Here is a 23,366-nt window from a genome sequence, read left to right as displayed (position 1 = left end):
CTGATCATGCAGATCCAGTTTTGAATGAATGAAGAAGCCATTCCTTAAAGGAATGGCTTTTTTTATGCAATGTTGACAACAACGAAACTAACATAATAATATAACCTTACGTAAAAATTAAATTTTATGGAGGCTGATTGATGGAAATTTCAAAGGGATTCGAAATGCTTGATCTGGATTTTCATGGGAATATCATTCATCCCATTCTGTTGTGGGATCAAGACATGGCTGTTTTAATAGACACCGGATTCCCTGGACAAATGGAAGATTTACGCGTGGCCATGGAAAAGACAGGGGTGCCGCTCGACAAACTAAAAGCTGTGATTTTGACGCATCAGGATGTGGATCACATCGGCAGTCTCCCAGAGATTTTGCAGGAGTGCGGGGATCAGGTTCACGTTTATTCACACGAACTGGATAAGCCGTATATTCAGGGGGAGATCCCACTTTTAAAAGACGGACACGTTGAGAATCCTCCGAAGGGCAGAGTGGATCATACCGTGAGTGACGGTCAGGAACTGCCGTTTTGCGGTGGGATTCGCGTCATCCATACTCCTGGGCACACTCCCGGTCATATTAGCCTGTATCAAAAGCAAAGCAAGATCCTCATTGCTGGGGACTCGCTGTACAGTGTAAACGGGTTTCTCGAAGGCATTCATGCCCCGACCACACCAGATATGAATAGAGCTAGACTCTCGTTGAAAAAGTATGTAGACCTCGACATTGCATCTGTGGTTTGTTACCACGGTGGACTAAGCAATGGAAATGTGAAGGATAGGATCGTAGAACTTAGTCAAGGGTTACGTTAACAGGCAGTTATTCAGATTCGACTGACAATCATCTAGCTTCGGCATGAACGCGCCGAGGCTTTTTAGCATGTAGTCAAGGGACAATACACTGATTTTTCCAGTCATGCTAAAGTAAAGGACCTTGTTGACAGGACACCAAAAGGTGTCGTATTATCAAAATGACACTAATCGGTGTCCAATTAGGGATTAGTCATTTAGAAAGTTTCGGACATGAATAAGTTTCACGTAAAACCATTATGAGGGGGAAACAAATAGGTCAAATTAACGGTGCAGAAACAATCGCGAAAGCATAAACCAAGCCCCGAGGAAAAATGATTGCTTATTGGTCAGTCACATTATTACTCGTAGTAGCTCTTTTGTTAAGTGGTATTGGTCAGCTGATGTAATTTGGGGGAAATATCGAGTTAGTGACGAATCTTGGTTACCCGCTATAAATCTTAACCATTCTCGGGAGCTGGAAAGTGCTTGGAGCCATTGCTCTCGTCATCCCAGGTTTCCCTCGGCTTAAAGAATGGGTTCACGCTGGTATCTTCTTTTTAATGACTGGAGCGGCTTTATCTCACGCACATACGCTGCGCTAAATATCGCCTCGTGGGCGCTGCGTCCGATGAGCCGCAAACTTTAGGGAGGTTGCAGAAATTAACGGTTGTCCCCACCATCCTACAGAAAATCAGATTTTGGAGGGAGTGTTGTGAGCGAGAATAACCCGTTACGGGATGTGTTTGATGCGATTGCAGATCCAACCAGGCGGCGACTGATTCGCCTGTTAGCAGAGGCAGAGGAGATGCCGCTTCATGAATTAACGGCACAGTTTCAAATGGGGCGTACAGCGGTATCCAAGCATTTGACAATCCTGAAAGAGGCCGGACTGGTACTTGACCGAAAAGTAGGCAGAGAAACGCGATTTAGGCTAAACGCCGCCCCACTTAGAGAAATTCAAGATTGGTTGGCTTTCTATACGCAGTTCTGGAGTACGAATATGTTGCGCTTAAACCAATTTTTAGAGGAGGAAGAAGAATGAGTTTAACATTATCCCTGGATTTTCAGTACAAGACATCGATGGAGAAGCTATGGTCCGCTTTAACCGATGCAAACAAGCTCACTAAGTGGATGGTCAACGTCCACACCGGACAGGCGATGGAAAATGATTTTAAGCCCGTTATCGGACACCACTTTCAGTTTCGGACTCAGCCGACCGAATATTGGGATGGAATTGTTAACGGTGAAGTGCTAATCGTGGAAGAACCACACCGGCTGTCCTATACTTGGTGCAGTGGAGGAGAGGAGCACACGGTCACCTGGACGTTGCAGGATTTAGGGGACGGAAAGGTTAACCTTCATCTCGAACAAACCGGAATCTCAAATGCTCAAGCACTGGGTGGAGCCAAGTATGGCTGGAGCAATTGGTGCGGCGAGCTTGAAAAGGTATTGGAGCAATAATCGCATACCCTCAAAAAAACGGCAGCCAGTTTCATTGGCTGCCGTAATTTTTAACCAGGAAAATGTCCACCCGTTAATCCGTTATCATAACCGAAGGAGTAGCCGTTCGCACGAAGATGATCGCATCAAAAGCTTTTGCTGGAACCATCTGCAACGTATACATCTTCTCCATTTTTCCATACCAGCCACTAAAAGCATCACCAATTGCACTGATAGACTGCGCTTTATTCAGATAGGTGTAAAAATCCTGATGCTGCTTTGCCTTGCCAAAATCAAGGAATCCATCCGCCATGTTTGTCTGTGCAAACAAAACAGCTAGCCGATCTTTGACACTATTTTTTACAGTAAATGCTTTGCGCTCATTGGTAGTGGCGTCCTTTGCGAGGAAGGTGCTTTCGTAGAATTCACTTCCGATTGCGTAATAGTGATCCCCCAAGGCTTTTGCGAGATGTGCCCCCATGCAGGTTGTCAGTCCTGCGGAAGTGGAGGTCTTTTCAATGTGTCCATTATGTCCGGCGATGAACAGGTTATTGCGACCGTAATGTTTCTTTTCAAAGGATAGAATCCACATCACTTTGTCCGCCATATAGCGATCACGGGTGTTGCCATAGTTTGTGTTTGTTCCGCGCAGTGTAGCGTTTTGCTTGATGGATTCTGCGAAGGCAGTAGCCAGCTCATATTCTTTCACAGAGCTTTTGGCGATGTAGGCGGATTGGTTTTGTTTCATCTGCTCCATCAAGCTTTTTATGTGGGTGAGCGCCTCCTGTACGAGGGCGATCTTTTGATCATACACCGTCTGATCATTCAGATTCGTAAGCAGCTTCTCATACTTGGTTGAGAGTGTCGGATCAACTTTTTTCAAATAGGCGAATAGCCTGCTTTTGTTATGGTCATAGCGTTGCATGTCAAAGCCATAGAAATGAACTTGATCTTTGGCATCCCGTTGCTCATTAAAGGTACGCATCCAAGAGAGAAGGGCGGCCATTTCTTCTGTATGGTAAATCGTAAATCCAATGGCTTTTGCGGCATCCTTCGCATTTCCGCTGCCGCCTAAGATGTATTCATTGACCTTTTGTCCACCGCCAAAATCACCTTCGATGGCAAATACGCGATAACCTTGTTTTTCTACCAAATGCTTAAAAATATCTAACTTAAGCGTAGTGAATTGCTTATTGCCATGCGTAGCTTCTCCAAACCCGATGATGGTTTTTGCGGGAAGCTCCATTTTTGAAACAGGGACAAGTGTAGATTGCAAGGACTGCTGCAAGGTGCTGGCTGATGCAGATTGGAAACCCGTCAATACACTCAGCACGATGAACAAGCTTAGGGTGATCAGGAGTTTTCTTTTCATATCAATCTCTCTTTCTTGAAGGGATTACTGTGAAACAAGTGGATTTTCCTACCATTTACATAATTATACTCCTTCTTGATCCTATTTACCTACAGTGAATTCTATTCTGTGGAGTCCCAGCCAACATGTAAAAACGCACCTGGGTTGGACGATCTCCCGGTGCGTTTTCCATTTGCTATTTTAAATATTTCGCCCGATACTCATCTGCCAGCATGGACATGAGAATGGAGTCGTGATAGGCATAGTTGTAATAAAGCGCTTGTCGTTGTACGCCTTCCCGTTGGAAGCCGAGCTTTTCATACGTGTGGATGGCACGTTCGTTAAAGGCGAATACGTTTAGCTCGATGCGGTGCAGATTGAGGATGCCAAAACCATAATCGAGCATCAGCAGAAGGGCTTCGCTTCCGTAGCCTTTGCCTTGATAGGCATTTTGATCAATAGAAATTCGGATAAAGGCGTTTCGATTATTCCGATCGATATCCCCAATCTGGACGTCGCCAATCACCTGCTCATTTTCACACAGGCAGATCAATAACAGGACACTGGAGGAGTCTTGGCCTTTGTTTTCTATGTACTGGTGGATTTGCTCGCGCGTGAAATGTTTTTGTGTACCAGTCAGCATACGCGTTTCCTTGCTGAACAAGGAGCGGAAGTATAATTCGGTATCTTCCGTGCCAATCGGTCGCAAAAAGACACGTTCTCCTTCCAAAAAGCGAACCGCTGCACTTGCATTCTCGTGGGGTGTCATAGACATAATCGTTGTCCTCCTGTTCGTTCAAAACTTCTTTTTCTTAGGATAACGAACAGGTGTATACTTGAAAATGTGCAGTTTTGTAAAAATGAAAAGGACAGATGGAAGGGGAAATCGAGATGCTCTTGACCCCAAATTGGCAGGAAAACGACAACGATCCGCAATACGTACAGCTATATGCCTACTTGAAAAAGGAGATCGTGGCAGGACGCTTGGCGGTGAGTAGCAAGCTGCCATCTGTTCGAAAGCTGGCTGACCTGCTGGACTTGAGCACGACACCTGTAGAAATGGCATACCAGCAGTTGCTTGCGGAAGGTTTTATCCAGAGCAAACCGCGCAGTGGGTACTATGTGGAGAAATTGCCTGATCCAGAGGTGAAGCCGGGTGCTGATCCGAGCATACGAACCATTCAGCGGCCCATGCTGCGTGACGAGCGGGAATACGTCTATGACTTTCATCTCTCCCGCAATGATTTTTCGTTATTTCCAACCATGATTTGGCGGCGTTTGTACAATGAGACACTTCACATAGAGCAGCAGGAGAATCTTTTTTATGGGGATCCGCAAGGGGAGGCTGGACTCAGGAGCCAAATCGCTGACTACTTGCGCAGGTACAGGGGCGTTGCTTGTTCACCGAATCAAGTGGTGATTGGGGCGGACCAATTTGGCTTGCTGTCCTTGATCTGTTTGATGGTAAAGCCGCAGTTCCAACGCATCGGCGTAGAAAATCCGGGGTATTTGCTGTTTGCCAATACGTTTCGCCAGCACGGCTACGATGTGGTGCCGATCTCACTGAAAGAGGATGGAATTAATGTCAGGGAGCTATATGACTCAGAGGTTCGGTTGGCTGCCGTTTCTTCGGCTCATCAATACCCGCGTGGGATGATCATGCCCATATCCAAGCGACTGCAATTGCTCGAATGGGCCAAAAGCGTGGGAGGGTACATCATCGAAGACGATTATGACGGAGAGTTTCGTTACCATGGCAGACCGATTCCGTCTATGCAAGGCTTGCTTCCGCATGCGAATGTCATATATATGGGGAGCTTTGCGCAGGTATTGGCGCCTGCACTAGGCATTTGGTACATGGTCTTGCCAGAATCTCTGCTGGATACGTACTACAGCCTGCTGCGCGAAACATTGCTGGAACCATCTTCATCCCGACTACATCAGCGGACGATGGAAGCCTTTATGGAAAAAGGATACTTCGAAAAGCATGTCCGTAAAATGCGCAAGCTGTACCGTAAAAAGCATGATGCGCTGCTGCTGGCTGTGCACAAGCATTTTGGCGAAAGAGCGACAGTCATCGGAGCGGATGCGGGCTTTCACGTCTTACTTCGGGTAAACAGCGAGCGAAGCGAGGAGGAGTTGAAAAAGCTGGCGATTCAGGCAGGTGTGAGAGCCTCCTCCGCATCGTTTACATGGCTGGTGCCACCCAATCCCTTGCCAAAAGAGTTTTTCCTTGGCTTCGCGGGCCTTCCTTTGGAAAAAATCGATCCTGGTATGGAGGCACTGAGCCAAGCGTGGTTTGGCGATTGTTGACAAGTCATGCGTATGCCGTTATGCTAAGAGTACCTTTTGGAAAATATAAAAAACAAAATATTTTCCTTGTTTTCGGAAGGGGGCAAGAGCATGCAGGAGCGTATCCTACAATGCGCCTATCATGAGATTGAGACCAAGGGCGTCCGTTTTACGATGTCCGATTTAGCTCGGCGAGCAGGCGTTAGCACCAAGACGTTGTATGCGAGCTTTCCATCGAAAGAAGCCTTGATTACCAAGGTCATTGAAGAAAACATCGAGGATTTGCGTAAAGCGGAAGATCAGATTTTGCATGATCCTGACTTCGATTTGGTAGAGAAGATGCGGCAGCTTCTAGCACTGGTCCCGAACAACTTCTCACGAACGGACCTGCGCGTGTGGTATGAGCTGAAGCGCTACTATCCCGAGCAATGGAAGCTGATCGACGCGTTCAATCAACAGGAGTGGGAGCATGTTCGGATCATTCTGGAGCAAGGGGTAGAGGAAGGAGTGTTTCGTCGTATCCAGCTTCCGATCTTGATCCAGATGTATACCGGAACGCTCAACCAGCTAATTGATCAACAGTTAGCGAACCAGCATCATGTGACGATTGGCGAAGCGCTGGATGCCGTCATCGATATTTTACTAGGTGGCATCGTAGATTCTAGTAAGTAGGAGGAACATAATGAGTTGGGTCTATCTATTAATGGCCATTTTACTAGAGGTGGCTGGAACAACATCCATGAAGCTGTCTGACGGCCTGAGCAAGCCTGTCCCCAGTGTGATGATGTTTATCTTTTATATTTTGTGCTTCTCGTCGCTGAGCCTGGCGCTCAAGGAAATGGAGGTCGGGACTGCGTATGCCATCTGGTCGGGTCTTGGCACAGCAATCATCGCGGTCATTGGTGTGGTGATCTTTAAGGATGCCTTCACTGTCAAAAAAGTAATTGCTGTCGGACTGATCATCGTGGGTTGTGTGCTGTTGAATCTGGGAGACACTTCTCATGCGCAACCTTCCAAAGATACAGGGGTAGCTGAGGCGAAATGAGTGAGAAAAATGTGAGGACCATGCTCGTGTTCTTTTGGGTCACCGATGTGGCTTTTGTTGCCTACTGGCTCATTACATTTTTGGAGCTTCTCCCCGTGGAATATTTGTATCAGGATTACTACGATCCCCATTTGCTCGCATGGAACCTGTCCTTTTTTCCATTGGATATCTTCATTTCCATCACAGGCTTTGCCAGTCTGTACGCCTACCGCAGAGGACGGCACATCTGGAAGCCACTCGCCATGCTGTCACTTGTTTTGACGTCCTGCTCGGGTTTGCAGGCAATCGCTTTCTGGGCGTTCAAGGCAGATTTTGATTGGTCCTGGTGGATTCCGAACCTGTACCTGCTGATTTACCCGTTATTCTTTTTGCCGGGCTTGATGCGAGAACTGGCAAAAGTGAAGGAAAGGGATTCTTGACAAATTTTGAGCCGTGGCTATATAGTAAGTCTTAAGTTAATAGTGCTGTGGAGATTGGGAGATCAGCTAATATTTGCAAAGTGAGGGCATTCGCTCTTGAGTTGCGAGTATTAGCTTTTTTATTTTCTTGCCAGTCAAACCACAAAGAAGTTGGCGAATTGTAAGCGCTTTACGGGAGTTGTTTTACAATTTTCCCAAAAAGGGGGAGGATGGGGCATGTCTATTTATGTAGGGGAATTGATCGGGACAATGATCTTGATCATTTTGGGGGCAGGTGTTTGCGCCGGACAGAACTTGAAAAAGGCGTATTCCCAAAACGGCGGTTGGATTGTGATTACGCTGGGCTGGGGACTGGCAGTTGCGTGCGGAGCGTATGCGGTAGGAAGCATTAGCGGAGCGCATTTGAATCCGGCACTTACCATTGCACTGGCCAGCATCGGTCAATTTCCGTGGGAGCATGTGCCGGGCTATATAGCGGCTCAACTGATAGGGGCATTTATGGGCGCGACGTTTGTCTGGATCTTTTATTACCCGCATTGGCGTGAGACGAATGATGCAGGAGCCAAATTGGGGGTATTTGCAACAGGTCCCGCGATTCCTCATACAGTCGCCAATCTCTTCAGCGAAATTTTAGGTACGTTTTTCTTAGTGCTCGGTCTACTGGCGATCGGAGCGAATAAATTTGCAGAAGGACTCAATCCGTTTATCGTTGGCTTCCTGATTGTCGCAATCGGTTTGTCTCTTGGTGGTACTACCGGCTATGCGATCAATCCAGCCCGTGACCTTGGCCCTCGCCTCGCCCATGCTCTCTTGCCCATCCACGGCAAAGGAAAGTCCAACTGGCGCTACGCATGGATTCCAGTTGTTGGACCTATCATTGGAGCAGTAAGTGGAGCGTTTTTTTACAAATGGACGTTTACAGACCATTCGCTGACAGGTGTAATAGCATTAGCGGCTTTCATGGTGATTGCCATCGTGGTCGGCATGACAACCAAAAAATCAATCGGCAGCAAGGAGCGAATCGCATCCGAAAGTGCGCGTTCCTAGACATAAAGGTAAGAATGAAGACGATTCTAAATGAGTGAAGGAGGAACAGTTATCATGGAAAATAAATATATGCTTTCCCTCGATCAAGGAACCACGAGCTCTCGTGCTATTTTATTCGATAAATCAGGTGCCATTATCGGGGTTGCCCAGAAGGAATTCACACAAATCTATCCGAAGCCGGGTTGGGTGGAGCACAATGCCGAGGAAATCTGGGAATCACAGCTAGAGGTTTTGAAAGCGGTTTTACTGGAGAATCATGTGAAACCGGAAGAAATCGCAGGAATCGGGATTACCAATCAGCGGGAAACCACTGTGGTATGGGATAAGCACACAGGAAAGCCGATCCACCATGCGATTGTATGGCAAAGCAGACAGTCCATCGATATTTGCAACCAGTTGAAAGAGCAAGGCCATGAGCAAACCGTTCGTGAAAAGACAGGCTTGTTGATTGACGCTTACTTTTCTGGCACAAAGGTAAAATGGCTGCTTGATCATGTGGAGGGAGCACGGGAGCGAGCCGAGAAAGGCGACCTCTTGTTTGGAACCATTGATACGTGGCTGATTTGGAAGCTGACCAATGGTCTTGTGCATGTGACCGACTATTCCAATGCTTCGCGCACGTTGATGTTTAATATTCATTCCCTGGAGTGGGACGATGAGCTGTTGAACATGCTGCAAATTCCGAAAAGCATGCTGCCAGCTGTCCGTCCTTCCAGCGAAATGTACGGCTACACAGACGAGAAGCTCTTCGAATTCCAGATTCCAATTGCCGGGATTGCCGGAGACCAGCAGGCCGCTTTGTTTGGGCAGGCGTGCTTTGCGGAAGGGCAGGCAAAAAACACATATGGAACAGGTTGCTTCATGCTGATGAATACCGGAGAAAAGGCAGTGGCATCCAAAAACGGGCTGTTGACAACCATTGCTTGGGGCGTGGATGGCAAGGTAGAGTACGCGCTGGAAGGCAGTATTTTTGTGGCTGGTGCGGCGATTCAATGGCTGCGTGACGGACTCAAGCTGATCGAAAAATCCTCGGATTCAGAAAAACACGCACTCGCTGTTGACACCACAGATGGTGTTTATATGGTTCCAGCCTTTGTTGGACTGGGAGCACCGTATTGGGACATGGAAGCAAGAGGCGCGATCTTTGGCTTGACCCGTGGAACGACGGAAGACCATTTGATTCGGGCAGCGCTGGAGTCTTTGGCTTATCAGACACGGGATGTGCTTGAAGCGATGGAGGCTGACTCCGGTATCCGGCTGCAAAAGCTGGCGGTAGACGGTGGAGCCGTGGCGAATAACTTTTTGATGCAATTCCAGTCCGACATTCTGAATACAGAGGTAGAGCGTCCGCGTGTCAATGAAACGACCGCGCTAGGAGCAGCTTACCTGGCAGGGCTTGCCGTCGGGTATTGGGGGAGTAAGGAAGATATTGTAAATAATAAAGTGGTTGAGCGCTCCTTCTCACCAGATATGGCAGACGAAGTGCGCCAGGGGCTGTACGCAGGTTGGAAGCAAGCGGTTACGGCAACGATGGGTTACAAGATTAGGCATTGATTTTTGCGTAAAAGAGGTCTAAAGTTAAAGATAAGTTAATCATGCTGTGGAGACTCCGGAGACAGCCAGTATCAGAAGAGCAATGACATTGCATTGCTTCTTTTGGATATTGGCTGTCTTTTTCTTTTAGAAAGGATGAGAAGAACGATGAACGATCAACATGCACTATCATCAAGTCAACGCCAGGCTTGTCTGGATAAAATGGCAAACAAACAACTCGATCTTTTGGTAATTGGCGGTGGGGTGACGGGAGCAGGTATTGCCCTCGACGCAGCCGCGAGAGGTCTGAGCGTTGGACTCGTGGAAAAACAGGACTTCGCTGCGGGCACCAGCAGTCGCTCTACCAAGCTCGTTCATGGAGGATTGCGCTATTTGAAGCAGGGCGATGTGCAGCTGGTGCGGGAAGTAGGCCGGGAGCGAGCTATTTTGTATCGCAATGCGCCACATATCGTCATCCCGGAAAAAATGATTTTGCCCATCGTGAAAAATGGTACCTATGGCAAGCTGGCAACCTCTGTTGGTTTGTATGTGTACGATGTGCTGGCTGGAGTCGAAAGAAAAGAACGACGCATCATGCTGAACAAACAGAAAACCGTGGAGGCAGAACCGCTTTTGCGCCGCGATATTCTCAAGGGCGGCGGGCTCTATTTCGAATATCGGACAGATGATGCTAGACTTACCGTTGAGGTCATGAAAACAGCAAGCTCGCACGGAGCGCTCTGCGTGAACTACACGGAAGCCATTGGCTTTATTTATGAAAACGGCAAAGTCATCGGAATTCGCGTGAAGGATTTGCTTACGGGTACGGAGTACAATCTCCATGCCAAAAAAATCGTCAACGCAGCAGGACCTTGGGTGGATCAGCTTCGAGAAAAAGACCACTCCCTGTACGGCAAGCGCCTCCACCTGACCAAAGGTGTCCATCTGGTCGTGCCATATAACAGACTTCCACTGAAGCAGGCCGTTTATTTCGATGTATCCGATGGGCGCATGCTGTTTGCCATTCCGCGCAATAACAGTACGTATATCGGTACCACTGACACGAATTACAAAGGTGTGCTGGAGCGACCAACGGTGACGAGAGAAGACATGGAGTATGTGTTGAATGCCGCGAACGAGATGTTCCCTTCTGTGAAACTGACGGAACAGGATGTCAGCTCGAGCTGGGCAGGACTCAGACCGCTGATCCACGAAGATGGCAAGTCTCCATCCGAATTGTCACGCAAGGACGAGATTTTTTATTCCAAGAGCGGGCTGATTACGATCGCAGGCGGAAAATTGACGGGCTTCCGCAAGATGGCCGAGCGCATTGTCGATGTGGTGGTCAAGCAGTTGACCGAAGAAGAAGGCAGAGCATTTAAAGCTTGCCAGACAGACAAAATCGTCCTCGCTGGCGGAAAATTTGAATCCGCGGCCAAGATTCCTGTATTTGTGAAAGCACAGGCAGAGCGACTTCGCCAATGGGGAATCACCGAGGAACAAATCCGCGTTCTGGTTGGGAAATATGGAAGCAACAGTGAGCAAATCGTAACCATGTGCCAGGAGATTTTGACACAAAATGCTCAAAATGTATCACCAATCGAAGCCCTGTTGAAAGCAGAACTGCGCTACGCTGTAGAAGAAGAAATGGTCATGACCATGAGCGATTTTCTGATTCGTCGCAGTGGCAGACTATTCTTCGAGAGGGATACACTGGAGCCTGTGTATCGAATGGTGGGAGAAGAGCTCGCTCATGAGCTGCAATGGTCGGATGAGAGAAAAGAACATGAAATAAAAGCGTTTGAAGAGGAATATCATCTTGCGAAAACATTTCAATAGGGGTGATTCGTGATTGGCAAACCAGATCAATCAAGTCATACTTCCTGCAGCCCGGACATTAAAAGAATTTGATGAACTCATGGAAAGCAGCTACGAGCGCATTATTTTGCTGAATGCTCATGTAGCGCAAGTAAAGCCACTGGGGAAACGGGCCAGAGCGTTTGGGAAAAAACTGCTGATCCATGCTGATCTCATAGACGGCTTGAAGTCTGATGAATATGCGATGGAGTTTCTTGCGCAAGAAGCACAGCCCGAAGGAATCATCACCACACGGAACAGTGCCGTTCTTGCTGCCAAGAAAAAAGGACTCATTTCGATCCAACGACTTTTTCTCATTGATACGATGGCATTGGATAGCAGCCTTACCCAGCTGGAGAGAACCAAGCCGGATTACGTCGAGGTTTTGCCAGGAATCATTCCCCATCTGATCGAAGAAATCACTGTACGAACCAAGATTCCGGTTATCGCTGGAGGATTTATTCGTACAATGGAAGATGTCGATCGCGCTATTCTTGCAGGTGCGACATCTGTAACCACTTCTCGCAAAGAGCTGTGGACGAAATTATAAGAGCCTATTAAGGTAGTCAAAAGCCGGTCATTCCTGTTCGTAGGAATACCGGTTTTTTGGTGTTTGTCCTACAAGAAAATAGGTAGATGACGATGATAGAGGAGGTAGGTAGATACCCTTTTATTTGGATAACGGTCAGTAGTCTATGCGGATGAACGTCACCGTGCATATACACATATAGTCAGCAAAAATAAGAGGAAAGAAGGCGGTTGCGTGAATTTTCAAAGCTCTCAATGGCAATCCTCGTATTCTTCGCGGGAAGGACATTCTTCTTATTACCCTTGGCAAAGAGATCGGGAACGTCCACCAGGATGGGATCGTGGAGGAGAATGGCAGAGACCTTACCGGAGTTGGGAGTTTGACCGCAGACGGAGATGTCCGGATCACTGTCGTTGGTGCCCTCCTGGCTGCTGCGGACGCTTTCGTTAACAGATAAGTAGTAGAATGAGAGCCAAATCTTGAGATGGATTCGAGAGATTTGGCTCTTCTTTTGGGCAATTGAGAAGGAAAGAGGGTGGAAATCATGGAGAATCAAGAGATGCCAGCATTCTCGTTAAAACAGCCCTGATCCTCTCGACCCCTTCTCCGATCTGTGCCTCATTGGTATTGCCGTATCCGAGAATGATTTTATCTGTATGATTGCCTTTGACAATGGCGTGTTCCTCGACCGGGTAGACACGCACTCCGACTTGCTCCAGCGCAGCAAGGACGTCAGGTGTGAAGTGAATCGTGGGAAAAGCAGCTACGATGTGCAGTCCAGCGGCCTCCCCCCAAATGCGAATACTATCACCAAAAGCCAGTTGAAGAGCATCAATCAAGCATTGACGGCGTTTTTTGTACAGCTTTTTTACGCGATTTACGTATTTCTCTAGATGCCCCTCCTCGATAAAAACCCCGAGGGCAAGCTGATCAATCGAAGGGGCGTGCAAATCGGATAGCCATTTTGCCTGCTGATAGGAAGCTACCAATGCTTTTGGCAGGACGAGGTACCCCTGGCGCAGTCCGGGAGAAAGGATTTTGCTAAAGGAACCGATGTAGATAACACGCTCCGAGGCAAGTCCCTGAATGGAGCTGATGGGAGCAGTCTCGTAACGAAACTCGCTGTCGTAATCATCCTCGACAATGTAGCAGTCAGCTTCCCATGCATATCGAATGAGTTGAAGTCTTCTCTGGATGGGCATGGTACCGCCGAGCGGGAACTGATGGGAAGGCGTGACAAATACGAAGCGGGGGCGATGGGCAGATAATGACGGTAGCTGTTCCATATCCATCCCGTAGGCATCTGTCGGAACAGGCAGTAAACGAGCGCCCGTCCTGGTGAAAATACTCTGGATATCGTGCGTGATCGGGTCCTCGATGACTACGTGACTATCAGGACGCAGAAGCACATTGGCAATCAGGGTGAGCGCCTGAGTAGCCCCGGATGTCATAATGATTTGCTCGGGGTCGCATTGCACGCCGCGCGTTCGATACAAATAGCGACACAAAATCGTGCGTAGCTCCGTGCGTCCCTCGGGACGATTATAATCAAAGACTGACAGCGGCGCTTCCTGACAGACACGCTGGACAGTTTTGCCCCAGAGATTGCGAGGAAAGCGCTCCAGAGCAGGAACACCAGAACGAAAATCGATTAGCTTGCTCTCGGCTTCGTTGAAATGCTGATCCACTTTCGGCAACCCAGCCCCTGCCTCTGTCATCCGGGCGTGCTGCTCGAAATAAATGCCCGAGGCAATGAAATACCCGGAGCCACGTCTGCTCTCGATGTAGCCCTCGGCTAGTAGCTGCTCGTACGCCTCTAGTACCACATTGCGAGAGAGGTGCAGTTCGCTTGCTACTTTTCGGGTAGACGGAAGCTTGAAGCCTGCCGTCAGTTCTCCACTCAAAATCTTTGTGCGCAATTCAGAATAAATTTGTCTGATTAACGGAATCGGTTTCTCTCGGTCAATGGTTATCCAGAACAAGCCGTGTGAGCCTCCTTACGCAACTGGTCCTCTCGAAATTGTGGGAAACTGGACCTAATCCAAACAAGCGTACCATGGTAGGGTGATAGAAGAGAAGAGGTATGCCACTGCCAAAGGAGAGAGAAGGATGACACCAGAAGAGAGAAGAACCGCAGAGATTTTGCGTACAATCGCCCGTGATGAACGAATCAAGGAAGCGGTCAGAACATCGCCCTTGCTATATCCGTTGCTTTTGACTGCTGCGAAACGTTATGTGACAGGTGAAACGCGTGCGGATGCAATAAAAATAGCCCAACGCTTGGAAAAAATGGGCTACCGTCTATCAATGGAACACATTGGTGAAAATACGCTGGATTCGCAGATTGTACATGAAGCGCAGCGGGAGTTTCTTGCGCTAACGGCGGATTGCTCCCAACTACATACACCAATCGGAATCTCCTTTGATCTGTCCCATCTCGGCTTGTTACTGGATAAAGAGCTGGCGTTTGCCCACGTAGAAGAGTTGGCGGAGCGGGCGAGACATAGCGGCCACTATTTGATGATCAGCATGGAGGAATCGACGAAAACAGAGGCGATCATTAGCATGTATGAGCGCTTGGCACAGCGACATGAAAATGTGGGCATTACGATTCAAGCACATTTGCACCGCTCGCTGGATGATGTGAAACGGGTGCTCGGACTCCCGGGGAAAATTCGTTTGGTCAAAGGCGCATTCAAGGAGCCTCAGGAAATCGCATTGGGGCGTTCCGTGGAGTTGAACGAACGATATCTGGAGCTGGCCGATATGTGTGTACGAGCTGGGCGTGAATGCTCACTCGCCACGCACGACCAAGCGATTGTAGACGAGCTAGACGGTCGAGACTATTTGCATCGACCGAATGTAGAGGTAGAGCTGTTATACGGGGTTCGCCCTGAGCTGGCTCATGCTTTGCGAGAAAAAGGGGTTCCAGTGCGCTTGTACCTCACATATGGGACAGAGTGGTATTTGTACTTGTGTCATCGACTGGCGGAGCACCCCCCTCATGTTCATCAGGCGATAGCCGATATGTTTGATACGGCTAGACTTCAGGATGTAGGGTATGGCATGTCATAGAAGGATTACGAAAAAACGTCAGAGCATGATCCTGACGTTTTTTCTATTTTTCATTATGTCTTGCCTGTGAGTCCCCGTGATCAAATTCATGCAAATCATCTCGCAAATTCCATGAAACCGTAGACTTCATTTTGAAAAAAATTGTAGCTATTTGTCTGGAAATAACGTCAATAACTGTATGAGTAGAAAAGATAGGAAGAAAAAAGAATGGTCCGTGGAGGTTTTGAACGAATGAAAACGGCACAGTGTAAGCGATGGCTCCTGGCCTTCTGTGCGTTCCTCCTGTTGGTAGCAGGTGTTCCTTTAGGATTAACGAGGACAGCCTTGGCAGAGGGAAACATTCAGCTAGGAGTAACAGTCGGAATTGAAGGGAAGTACAGGCAAACGGGGATGATTCCCGTTGTCGTCACGGTGAAAAATGGAGGGGCGGATATCGAAGGGGAGCTTTTTGTCGCCACTGGAGAACGGGTAGACAGTCGCTTCGCAGTTGCCAATTATCAGCCGGTTTCCATTGCAAGCGGAGTGACCAAGCAGGCAACGATTATCGTTCCTGGATCAGAGCTGCAAAGCAGTTCTTATGTGGCCTTGATGCAAGATAACAAAGTGATCGCGCAAACGCCAATAACAGGGAGCTCATACAGCGAAGATACGCTGATGATCGGTGTGTTGGCAGAAAACCCAGACACAGCTAACTTCCTTGGTGTACTGCCGAAAGGCTCTAATCATAACCCTGTCCAGCTCTTGACGATGAAGGCAGACAATATGCCAGTGACAGGTACACAGCTCCAGATGATGAATATGCTCGTCATCAACAATTTTGCATTGGATTCATTGAATGAACAGCAGATCAAAGCGATTCGGGACTGGACAAAATCAGGCGGGATGCTGATTTTAGCTGGAGGAGCACAGTACAAGAAATCCGGAGGCGTTTTGGGTGATTTGTCACCAGTAGAAGTGACAGGAGTGACGAGTGTACAGGCACTTTCTAGTTTAAAAGTGGATAAGACCAATCCGATCGCACTGACATCCCCCTTTACTGTAAGCAATGGGACATTGAAGGCAGGGAAAGTTCTGTATAGCGAAGGAAATATTCCGCTGATGGCTGTACATAACGTGGGAGCAGGAAAAGTATTGTACGTCGCCTATGATTTGGCGGCGGAACCAGTAGCCAGTTGGGCAGGAAACAGCCGCTTTTGGGCAGATACATTAGTAAAGGCTTTTGGTTCTTCCATCAACGCTTCAAATAGGAGCATGATCGAGGACGTATGGCCGCTTCGGGATGCTGCTGATCGCGTCCCATCCTTGAAAATTCCGGAGGTTGGCTGGTTCGCAGTATTTTTCGGAATTTATGCCCTGGTTGTCGGGCCAGTTCTTTTCTATATTTTGCGGAGAGGCCGCAAGCAAAGCTACATGTGGGTTATCGTCCCTGCCCTTTCGGTGGTGGCGGGAATCGGAATCTTCTCGATTGGTGCCATCCAGCGGGGTGTAGGTGTAAAGCTGCACCAGGTAGGTTATGTTGAGCTGCAAAACAACGGACAGGCGAATACGGTGAGTGTTACCGCATTATTCGTACCGAGTAATGACGACTATCGTTTGACTTTAAAGGGAGAGGGCATGACCCAGCCCGTCATTGAAAGAAATTATACCGATCAAGTTCCGAAAACGTGGATTTCCATACAGCCAGATCAGACTCATATTGATTTCCGAGATGTAGAATTCTGGTCGATGCGCAAGGTTGCCACGGAGCAAACTTTATCAGACGTAGGAAAAATAGAATCGAATCTGTCGTATGAGAACGGCGCACTAAAAGGAACTGTGACGAACCATACGAAGTACTCGCTGCGAGATGTGACGATCTCGACAGGTATAACGGTACAAGAGTTTCCGCAGTTGGCGGCTGGCAGCAGTATCGAAGTGAACTTGCCGTTTGCCTCTCAACATCAAGCAAGGCGGAACAAACATCGGATGAATATGGGGAATGCGCTGCCGCAGCACCTGCAATCGAATGGCTATGAAACAGAAACGCGTGAACAACTCATCGTGGAAATGCTGGACATGCTGGACAGACGAAACGGTCCGTCTGAAGTGGTAAAACTCGTGGGCTGGACCGATGAGCAAGTTGTTGAGGCTGTCGTACCAAACGAAAATACGGATAACAGCAGCATTGCGATGGTTACTTCGACGCTGCATGTAAATCCATCCAAGGACGGACACATTTATTATCCGACGGGATCATTTGATGTGACGATGTCGGGCAGCTCTGTTCCGGTAGATGATTACGGCGATGGCTTTCGACTCCCTGCCGGGGATATTACGTTTGATATCAATCTGAATCAGGAAGGCCAGGAGCTTACCATCAGCAATTTGTATCTGTACACCTGGTCAGAGGACAATACGACATTTGAAAAAGAGGTTTACAACTGGAAGACAAAAGCTTTCGAACCATTTGAAAAAGCATTCATGAACAACGTCATGTCAAGCGACAAGACCACTACTTATGTTTCGGGCGACGGCATTGTCCGTATCAAATTTGCCCACCAGTTTGAGGACGAACGCCACATTGGGGTTCCAAGTGTCAGTGTGGAAGGGAAGGTGAGCAAGAAGTGATCCAGATCCAAAATTTGCGCAAGCGCTACGGCAAAATGGAAGCGTTAAAAGGACTTTCGCTCGAAATTGACAAGGGTACCGTTTTTGGTTTCGTCGGTCCGAACGGGGCAGGAAAATCGACGACAATGTCCATTTTGGCGACTTTATTGGAGCCGACCAGTGGGAAAGCATACGTAGGCGGCTACGAAGTGACCAAGCATCCAAAGGAAGTGCGGAAGCTGATCGGCTACATGCCAGACTTTTTTGGTGTCTACGACAATTTGACAGCAGAAGAGTACCTTGATTTTTACGCTGCGAACTACGATATTCCGGCAGCCGAACGCAAACAAATCATTCCGCAGTTATTAGAGCTGGTGAATCTCACGCACAAGCGGGATGCCTACGTTGACTCGTTGTCGCGGGGGATGAAGCAGCGCCTCGGACTGGCCCGCTCGCTGGTTCACAATCCGGAGGTACTCATTTTGGACGAACCGGCTTCTGGCTTGGACCCGCGTGCACGCATCGAGCTGCGGGAGATTTTGAAGGAACTGCGTGATATGGGCAAGACGATTATCATTAGCTCGCACATATTGCCTGAGCTGGCGGAGATGTGCGACGTCATCGGGATTGTGGAGGAAGGCAATCTGGTTGCCTTTGGACGAGTCGATGAGATTTACTCGAAAATGCAAGAGCAGCGGGTATTGCGCATTCGCCTCTTAGATCGGGTTGAGGAAGCAATGACGTGCCTGCGTGAAATGCCCGTCATTACCAGGGTGACACGTGAAGGGAACTGGGTCGTTGCAGGCTTTTCAGGCAATGACGAAGAACAGGTTGAGCTGCTGCGGGAGCTTGCGGTGTCAGGCTATCCTGTTGCCGCGTTTAATGAGGCAGTAGGTGATTTGGAAGAAATCTTCCTGGAAATTACGAAAGGGGTGGGCTCATGAGCGACTTGAGACGATTTCACAACCCTGTCTTGTTCAATGAATGGAAAATGCGGATGCGGACCAATCGGTCACCGTGGATCATCCTGTTATATTTACTCGTTTTGGGCGCAATGACGCTCACGATCATTTTCTTTATGACAAACGGTGGCAGTTATTACAACCCGAATGATACACGGGAGCTGTTCATGATGCTGTCTGTGTTTCAGCTTGGGATGATCGGCTTCGTCGTTCCGGGACTGACGGCAGGTGTGATTTCCGGTGAACGCGAACGTCAGACGTTGAGTGTGCTGTTGACGACGAATGTCAGCGCCACACGATTGATTTTAGGCAAATGGCTGGCATCGCTCAGCTTCATGACCTTTCTGGTCATTGCGACCATCCCGCTCTATGCCATCGTCTTTTTGTATGGGGGAATTTCACCTGCACAAGTAATCAAGGTGTTTGGCTTTTACATCATTACGATGTTCGGTATCGGCAGCATTGGTGTGCTTATGTCCACGCTGATCAAACGGACTGGTATCTCTACGGTTGTCACTTATGCCGTGGTGTTCGGATCTGCGATCGGGTCGAGCATACTGGCGGAAATTATCAAAGAGTTCATTCGGTACCAGCGTCGGTCCGGTAACCTGCCATCCGCGACTATGCCAGACTGGCCCAATCTCATGCATAATTTTAACCCATTGTTTGCGATGTTGAACATTTTTGAAGAAGGGCCGCAGATCAGGATTGGGAATGTGGACCCGTATGCAGTTTACTGTCTGTTTTTCGGGGCCATTACATTGTTCTGCCTGTTACTCTCCATTTATCTCATTCAGCCAGTGAAACCGAGATTGCGCAAAGTAAAAGAGGAGCAATAAGCCATGTTTACCTCTAGAGCGAACGACGAGCTGAAGTCACTGCTTGCACCCATTCGAAAGCAATTGGGCCTGCGTGTATGGATACAGCAGCTAACTGCTTATGGTTTGTGGGGAATAGGGGTGAGTCTGGTCCTCCTCCTCCTTGCCCGTATCTGGCCGATTCCGCTTTACCATTGGATCGCGGTTGTGCTGCCAGTGCTTGTTGTCATGATAGGTCTGGTGCGCGCGCTTTGGATGCGTCCAACCTGGCTCCAATGTGCACAAGTGGCAGACGGTAATGGTTTGGCCCAGCGAGTCGTCACAGCATGGGAGAATCAAGAGAATCAGTCGATGGTAGCAGGTATGCAGAGAGAAGACGCGTTGCAGCATCTGCGTAAAAATTTGCCGCAAATCGTGGAGAGCGTCCGCATCTGGTCGCTGATCCAAAGAAAGGTGTATGTCACAAGCAGCTTGCTATTAGTGTGCCTGGTGCTGTTTCTTTGGCCGAATCTTCAAGACTTGCGACTGGCCCAGATGGCAGAGGAGAAGAAAGCCATCGCGCAGGTCGAGGAAGAAGTAGAGGCAATCAAACAGGACGTGAAAAAGAATACAGACTTAACGGACGCGCAGAAAAAGCAGCTGGAGGAAATGCTGGAGCAGGCAAAAAAGGCTTTGGCGAAAGCAGACGACCCGGCAGAACGTCAAAATGCCTTGCGCGCTGCGGAAAAACAATTGGAGAAGGTCAGAGATGCAGAGCAGCGCAAAGAAAAAGCACTGCAAGCACTCCAGCGCAGCCTGGGTAATCAAGAAGGGACAAAAGCCTTGGCTGGTGCGATGGAAGCGAAAGATCGACAAGCGATGACCGAGGCTCTGGCACAAATGGCAAAGGCCATGGAAAGCATGCCGCAAAAAGAGAGGGAAGAGATCGCCCGTGAACTCGCAAGTGCAGCAGAGCAATTGAAAAAAGAGGCAGAGTCTGCCGACTCGAAGGAGCTGGAGGATATTGCCAAACAACTGGCAGAGGCAGCCCAGCAAACAGCCCAAGGGCAAGTGCCTCAAGCAATGACCGCACTCGAGAACAGCTTGATGCAAGCCATGACGGGCATCCAGCAATCTCAGCAGGCTATGCTCGCAGCTATACATGCCGCGGCCTCGCTCAATCAGTCGCAAATGACGCTTGCCAGTGCAGGCACACAAGCAGGAAATGCTGGGGCGAGTGGAGCTGGGGCAGGAACGGCAGCAACAGGACAGGCGACTCCAGCATCTGGGTCACCTGGCAATCAGCCATCAGCGGCGACACCGGGAGCAGGTACCACCCCAAATCAAGGGGCGAACCCGGCAAACCAGCCTGGGAATGGGAATGGCAACGGAAATGGAAACGGTAATGGCAATGGCAATGGCAATGGCAATGGCAATGGAAATGGCAATGGAAGCGGTCAAGGCGGTGGCGCCGGGTTAGGAAAAGGCAAACACGAGCTCGTCACCATCCCGGCAGATCGCATAGGTGGAGACAAAGGACCCGTTGATACGGTCGGAGGCTCACTCGGGTCAGGACCTTCCCAGTCACAGCAAAGCGGAAACACACAAGTCACCTCCGGTGGAACGCTGCCGTACGAGGAAGTTTACGGCCAGTATGAGCAATTTGCCCGCGAGAGTATGGAAAAAGGCAGTATTCCCGGCGATTATCAACAGATCGTGAAGGATTACTTCAGCAAAATAGAGCCTTAGATCATTCAACAACAGGAAGGAGACACGGCGATGGCGCAGCAAACGCTTGAGGATTGCTTGCAGCGAGTAGAGCTTGTCAGGCAGGAAATTGGAAAGGTATTGGTAGGACAAAAAGATGTGGTCGAGCAACTTCTGTGGGCCGTGTTTGCAGGAGGACATGCGCTTTTGGAAGGCGTACCCGGATTGGGTAAAACGCTGCTTGTTCGGACACTGTCCCAAGCCTTCGAGCTGTCGTTTCAGCGGATTCAGTTCACTCCGGACCTGATGCCGACAGACATTACTGGAACGAACATCCTGTTGGTCGACGAGAAGGGACAACAGTCCTTCCAATTCCAACATGGGCCGATCTTCGCTCACGTCGTGCTGGCTGACGAAATCAACCGGGCGACGCCAAAGACGCAAAGCGCCCTATTGGAGGCCATGCAGGAGCGAACCGTTTCAGCTGGAGGAGTGACTCGTCCGCTGCCGGAGCCGTTCTTTGTTCTCGCGACCCAGAACCCACTGGAGCAGGAAGGGACATACCCGTTGCCAGAAGCGCAAATGGATCGCTTTTTATTGAAGATCGACGTGCCGTATCCGACGGAAGAAGAACTGAAAATGATCGTGCGGCAAACGACCACGAGCCAGGTGATCACCGTGGAAAAAGTGGCCTCAGCCGAGCAAATTGCTGAGATTCAGCAGGCAGCGCGTGAAGTGCTGGTAGCTGATGCGGTACTAGATTACGCCGTGAAGCTGCTTTTAGCGACGCATCCGGGGGAGTTGGCAATTGCTTCGGTGAACAAATATGTGCGTAACGGTGCTGGTCCGCGTGGCGTGCAGGCGATTGTCTCCTTGGCAAAGGTACGTGCATTACTGGCTGGGCGATACAATCTGGCGTACGAGGACGTGACAGCAGTTGCTTTGCCAGCGTTGCGCCACCGCATTTTCCTCAATTTTGAAGGAGAGGCAAACGGCATCCGACCAGACCGCGTCATTATGGATATCTTGGACGAACTGGGGACGCAGAAGGTATGAATCAACACCTGCTTGATCCGTCATGGCTCGCCAGACTGGAGCGAATGCAGATGGCTAGTCGCAAAGCGGTCGGCGGCAGCCAGGCAGGAAAGCGAAGGGCGAGACAGCTGGGCAGCTCCATGGAGTTCGCAGACTTTCGGGCGTATGTTCCCGGCGATGACTTGCGGCAGCTCGATTGGAATGCGTATGCCCGTTCAGGCAAGCTGTTTTTGAAAAAGTATTTGGATGAGACCGAGCTTCATGTGAACTTGTATATCGATTGCAGTCGTTCGATGAGCTACGGGCAACCGAACAAACTGACCCGTGCTGTCGAGATTGCCGCGGCTCTTGGCTATTTATCCCTGTGTCACCTCGATCATGTGTCAGTCTATGCATTTGACAGCCGCATTACGGCAGCACTTACCGGGCTGCAAGGAAAGAGCCAGGCGCATCGCTTACTCAGCTTCCTTTCCTCCTTGCAAGAAGGGGGAGCAGGTGATATACAAAACGCAATGCGCCAGCCCGGGGCTGTGAGGGGCAAAGCTGGCACATCCATCGTGCTGTCGGACTTTTTGTTTGAGTCAGGCTATACGGAAGGCATCGCGTATTTGCAGGCGGCCAGACAAGAGGTCACGCTGGTCCAGGTGCTTTCCAAAGAAGAGCTTGCCCCCGAGTATGCGGGAGAGCTGCGGTTGATCGATTCAGAGACCGGGCATGCAAAAGAAGCATCCTTGACCAGCCTTTTGATGGAAGAGTATCACAAGAGCTTGCAAGATTATCAACGAGAACTGTCCGCGTTTGCTTATGGAAGAGGAATCGCCTTCATGTCTGTAGAGGCAGAACAATCTCTGGAATCGATTGTCTTCCATGTCTTTCGTCAGGCCGGCTTGATTCGCTAGAGAG

22 protein-coding genes and 1 pseudogene are annotated in these 23,366 nt (G+C 49.2%); 19 read left to right on the top strand and 4 right to left on the bottom strand.

The genetic code is table 11. The annotated features are described in order from the left end of the window. Positions 1–140: 140 nt before the first annotated feature. The 4 genes and pseudogenes from HP570_RS19440 (at position 141) to HP570_RS19425 (ending at position 2,249) form a co-directional block, all read left to right on the top strand. Complete coding sequence (locus HP570_RS19440) at positions 141–809, top strand: MBL fold metallo-hydrolase (RefSeq protein ID WP_173626805.1); 669 nt, start codon at positions 141–143, stop codon at positions 807–809. A gap of 311 nt (positions 810–1,120) precedes the next feature. Then, positions 1,121–1,434, top strand: a pseudogene (locus tag HP570_RS19435) (DoxX family protein). 66 nt (positions 1,435–1,500) lie between these two features. Beyond that, complete coding sequence (locus HP570_RS19430) at positions 1,501–1,830, top strand: ArsR/SmtB family transcription factor (RefSeq protein WP_015893276.1); 330 nt, start codon at positions 1,501–1,503, stop codon at positions 1,828–1,830. Further along, positions 1,827–2,249 (top strand): SRPBCC family protein, encoded by a 423-nt coding sequence (locus HP570_RS19425; protein ID WP_015893275.1) that lies wholly within the window; start codon positions 1,827–1,829, stop codon positions 2,247–2,249. Before HP570_RS19430 ends, HP570_RS19425 begins: the two co-directional genes overlap by 4 nt. Positions 2,250–2,322: 73 nt before the next feature. On the opposite strand, the gene HP570_RS19420 is transcribed toward HP570_RS19425, so the two are convergent. Together HP570_RS19420 and HP570_RS19415 are read right to left on the bottom strand one after the other, a co-directional pair. Next, on the bottom strand, positions 2,323–3,600 hold the full coding sequence (locus tag HP570_RS19420) for an erythromycin esterase family protein (RefSeq protein WP_173626804.1): 1,278 nt from the start codon (positions 3,598–3,600) through the stop codon (positions 2,323–2,325). Between the two features lie 175 nt (positions 3,601–3,775). Next, on the bottom strand, positions 3,776–4,354 hold the full coding sequence (locus HP570_RS19415; protein ID WP_173626803.1) for a GNAT family N-acetyltransferase: 579 nt from the start codon (positions 4,352–4,354) through the stop codon (positions 3,776–3,778). A 116-nt stretch (positions 4,355–4,470) separates the two neighbouring features. Between HP570_RS19415 and pdxR (HP570_RS19410) the strand changes: the two genes are divergently transcribed. The 8 genes from pdxR (HP570_RS19410) to HP570_RS19375 all read left to right on the top strand — a co-directional run bounded on the left by pdxR (HP570_RS19410) (position 4,471) and on the right by HP570_RS19375 (position 12,322). After that, complete coding sequence (gene pdxR / locus HP570_RS19410) at positions 4,471–5,892, top strand: MocR-like pyridoxine biosynthesis transcription factor PdxR (RefSeq protein ID WP_173626802.1); 1,422 nt, start codon at positions 4,471–4,473, stop codon at positions 5,890–5,892. Positions 5,893–5,982: 90 nt separating this feature from the next. Then, positions 5,983–6,543 carry a TetR/AcrR family transcriptional regulator gene (locus HP570_RS19405; RefSeq protein ID WP_173626801.1) on the top strand — a complete coding sequence of 187 codons (561 nt, stop codon included), beginning with the start codon at positions 5,983–5,985 and terminating at the stop codon, positions 6,541–6,543. A gap of 10 nt (positions 6,544–6,553) precedes the next feature. Continuing rightward, complete coding sequence (locus HP570_RS19400) at positions 6,554–6,916, top strand: DMT family transporter (RefSeq protein WP_015893270.1); 363 nt, start codon at positions 6,554–6,556, stop codon at positions 6,914–6,916. Then, positions 6,913–7,335 carry a YvaD family protein gene (locus HP570_RS19395; RefSeq protein ID WP_087351356.1) on the top strand — a complete coding sequence of 141 codons (423 nt, stop codon included), beginning with the start codon at positions 6,913–6,915 and terminating at the stop codon, positions 7,333–7,335. Before HP570_RS19400 ends, HP570_RS19395 begins: the two co-directional genes overlap by 4 nt. A gap of 216 nt (positions 7,336–7,551) precedes the next feature. Then, entirely contained in the window at positions 7,552–8,382 is an 831-nt protein-coding gene (locus HP570_RS19390; RefSeq protein ID WP_015893268.1) for an MIP/aquaporin family protein, read from the top strand. A gap of 54 nt (positions 8,383–8,436) precedes the next feature. Beyond that, complete coding sequence (glpK, locus tag HP570_RS19385; RefSeq protein WP_173626800.1) at positions 8,437–9,936, top strand: glycerol kinase GlpK; 1,500 nt, start codon at positions 8,437–8,439, stop codon at positions 9,934–9,936. Positions 9,937–10,083: 147 nt separating this feature from the next. Next, complete coding sequence (locus HP570_RS19380) at positions 10,084–11,754, top strand: glycerol-3-phosphate dehydrogenase/oxidase (protein WP_087351363.1); 1,671 nt, start codon at positions 10,084–10,086, stop codon at positions 11,752–11,754. 13 nt (positions 11,755–11,767) lie between these two features. Then, positions 11,768–12,322 (top strand): glycerol-3-phosphate responsive antiterminator, encoded by a 555-nt coding sequence (locus HP570_RS19375; RefSeq protein WP_015893265.1) that lies wholly within the window; start codon positions 11,768–11,770, stop codon positions 12,320–12,322. Between the two features lie 181 nt (positions 12,323–12,503). Here HP570_RS19375 and HP570_RS19370 read toward each other — a convergent pair whose 3' ends face one another. Together HP570_RS19370 and pdxR (HP570_RS19365) are read right to left on the bottom strand one after the other, a co-directional pair. Then, positions 12,504–12,857, bottom strand: coding sequence for a hypothetical protein (locus HP570_RS19370; protein ID WP_173626799.1), 354 nt, complete (start codon positions 12,855–12,857; stop codon positions 12,504–12,506). Then, positions 12,844–14,283, bottom strand: a complete 1,440-nt coding sequence (gene pdxR / locus HP570_RS19365) for a MocR-like pyridoxine biosynthesis transcription factor PdxR (protein ID WP_173626798.1) — start codon at positions 14,281–14,283, stop codon at positions 12,844–12,846. The genes HP570_RS19370 and pdxR (HP570_RS19365) overlap by 14 nt, the downstream gene beginning before the upstream one ends. A 127-nt stretch (positions 14,284–14,410) precedes the next feature. Here pdxR (HP570_RS19365) and HP570_RS19360 point away from each other — a divergent pair, with 127 nt between their 5' ends. The 7 genes from HP570_RS19360 (at position 14,411) to HP570_RS19330 (ending at position 23,362) form a co-directional block, all read left to right on the top strand. Further along, entirely contained in the window at positions 14,411–15,376 is a 966-nt protein-coding gene (locus HP570_RS19360) for a proline dehydrogenase family protein (RefSeq protein ID WP_173626797.1), read from the top strand. Between the two features lie 231 nt (positions 15,377–15,607). Then, positions 15,608–17,983, top strand: a complete 2,376-nt coding sequence (locus HP570_RS19355) for a DUF7408 domain-containing protein (protein ID WP_254495367.1) — start codon at positions 15,608–15,610, stop codon at positions 17,981–17,983. Continuing rightward, entirely contained in the window at positions 17,980–18,906 is a 927-nt protein-coding gene (locus HP570_RS19350; protein WP_015893260.1) for an ABC transporter ATP-binding protein, read from the top strand. Before HP570_RS19355 ends, HP570_RS19350 begins: the two co-directional genes overlap by 4 nt. Next, positions 18,903–19,763 carry an ABC transporter permease gene (locus HP570_RS19345; protein WP_173626795.1) on the top strand — a complete coding sequence of 287 codons (861 nt, stop codon included), beginning with the start codon at positions 18,903–18,905 and terminating at the stop codon, positions 19,761–19,763. Before HP570_RS19350 ends, HP570_RS19345 begins: the two co-directional genes overlap by 4 nt. 3 nt (positions 19,764–19,766) lie before the next feature. Continuing rightward, positions 19,767–21,470, top strand: coding sequence for a coiled-coil domain-containing protein (locus HP570_RS19340; RefSeq protein WP_173626794.1), 1,704 nt, complete (start codon positions 19,767–19,769; stop codon positions 21,468–21,470). A 30-nt stretch (positions 21,471–21,500) separates the two neighbouring features. Further along, on the top strand, positions 21,501–22,484 hold the full coding sequence (locus HP570_RS19335; protein ID WP_173626793.1) for an AAA family ATPase: 984 nt from the start codon (positions 21,501–21,503) through the stop codon (positions 22,482–22,484). Beyond that, positions 22,481–23,362 (top strand): DUF58 domain-containing protein, encoded by an 882-nt coding sequence (locus tag HP570_RS19330; RefSeq protein WP_173626792.1) that lies wholly within the window; start codon positions 22,481–22,483, stop codon positions 23,360–23,362. The genes HP570_RS19335 and HP570_RS19330 overlap by 4 nt, the downstream gene beginning before the upstream one ends. Positions 23,363–23,366 lie beyond the last annotated feature (4 nt).

Origin of the sequence: Brevibacillus sp. RS1.1 (genome assembly GCF_013284365.1) — a bacterium.
GTDB classification, from domain to species: Bacteria; Bacillota; Bacilli; order Brevibacillales; family Brevibacillaceae; genus Brevibacillus; species Brevibacillus brevis_D.
Note: the sequence above shows the minus strand (reverse complement) of the source record. Positions and strands in the feature narration are given on the sequence as shown.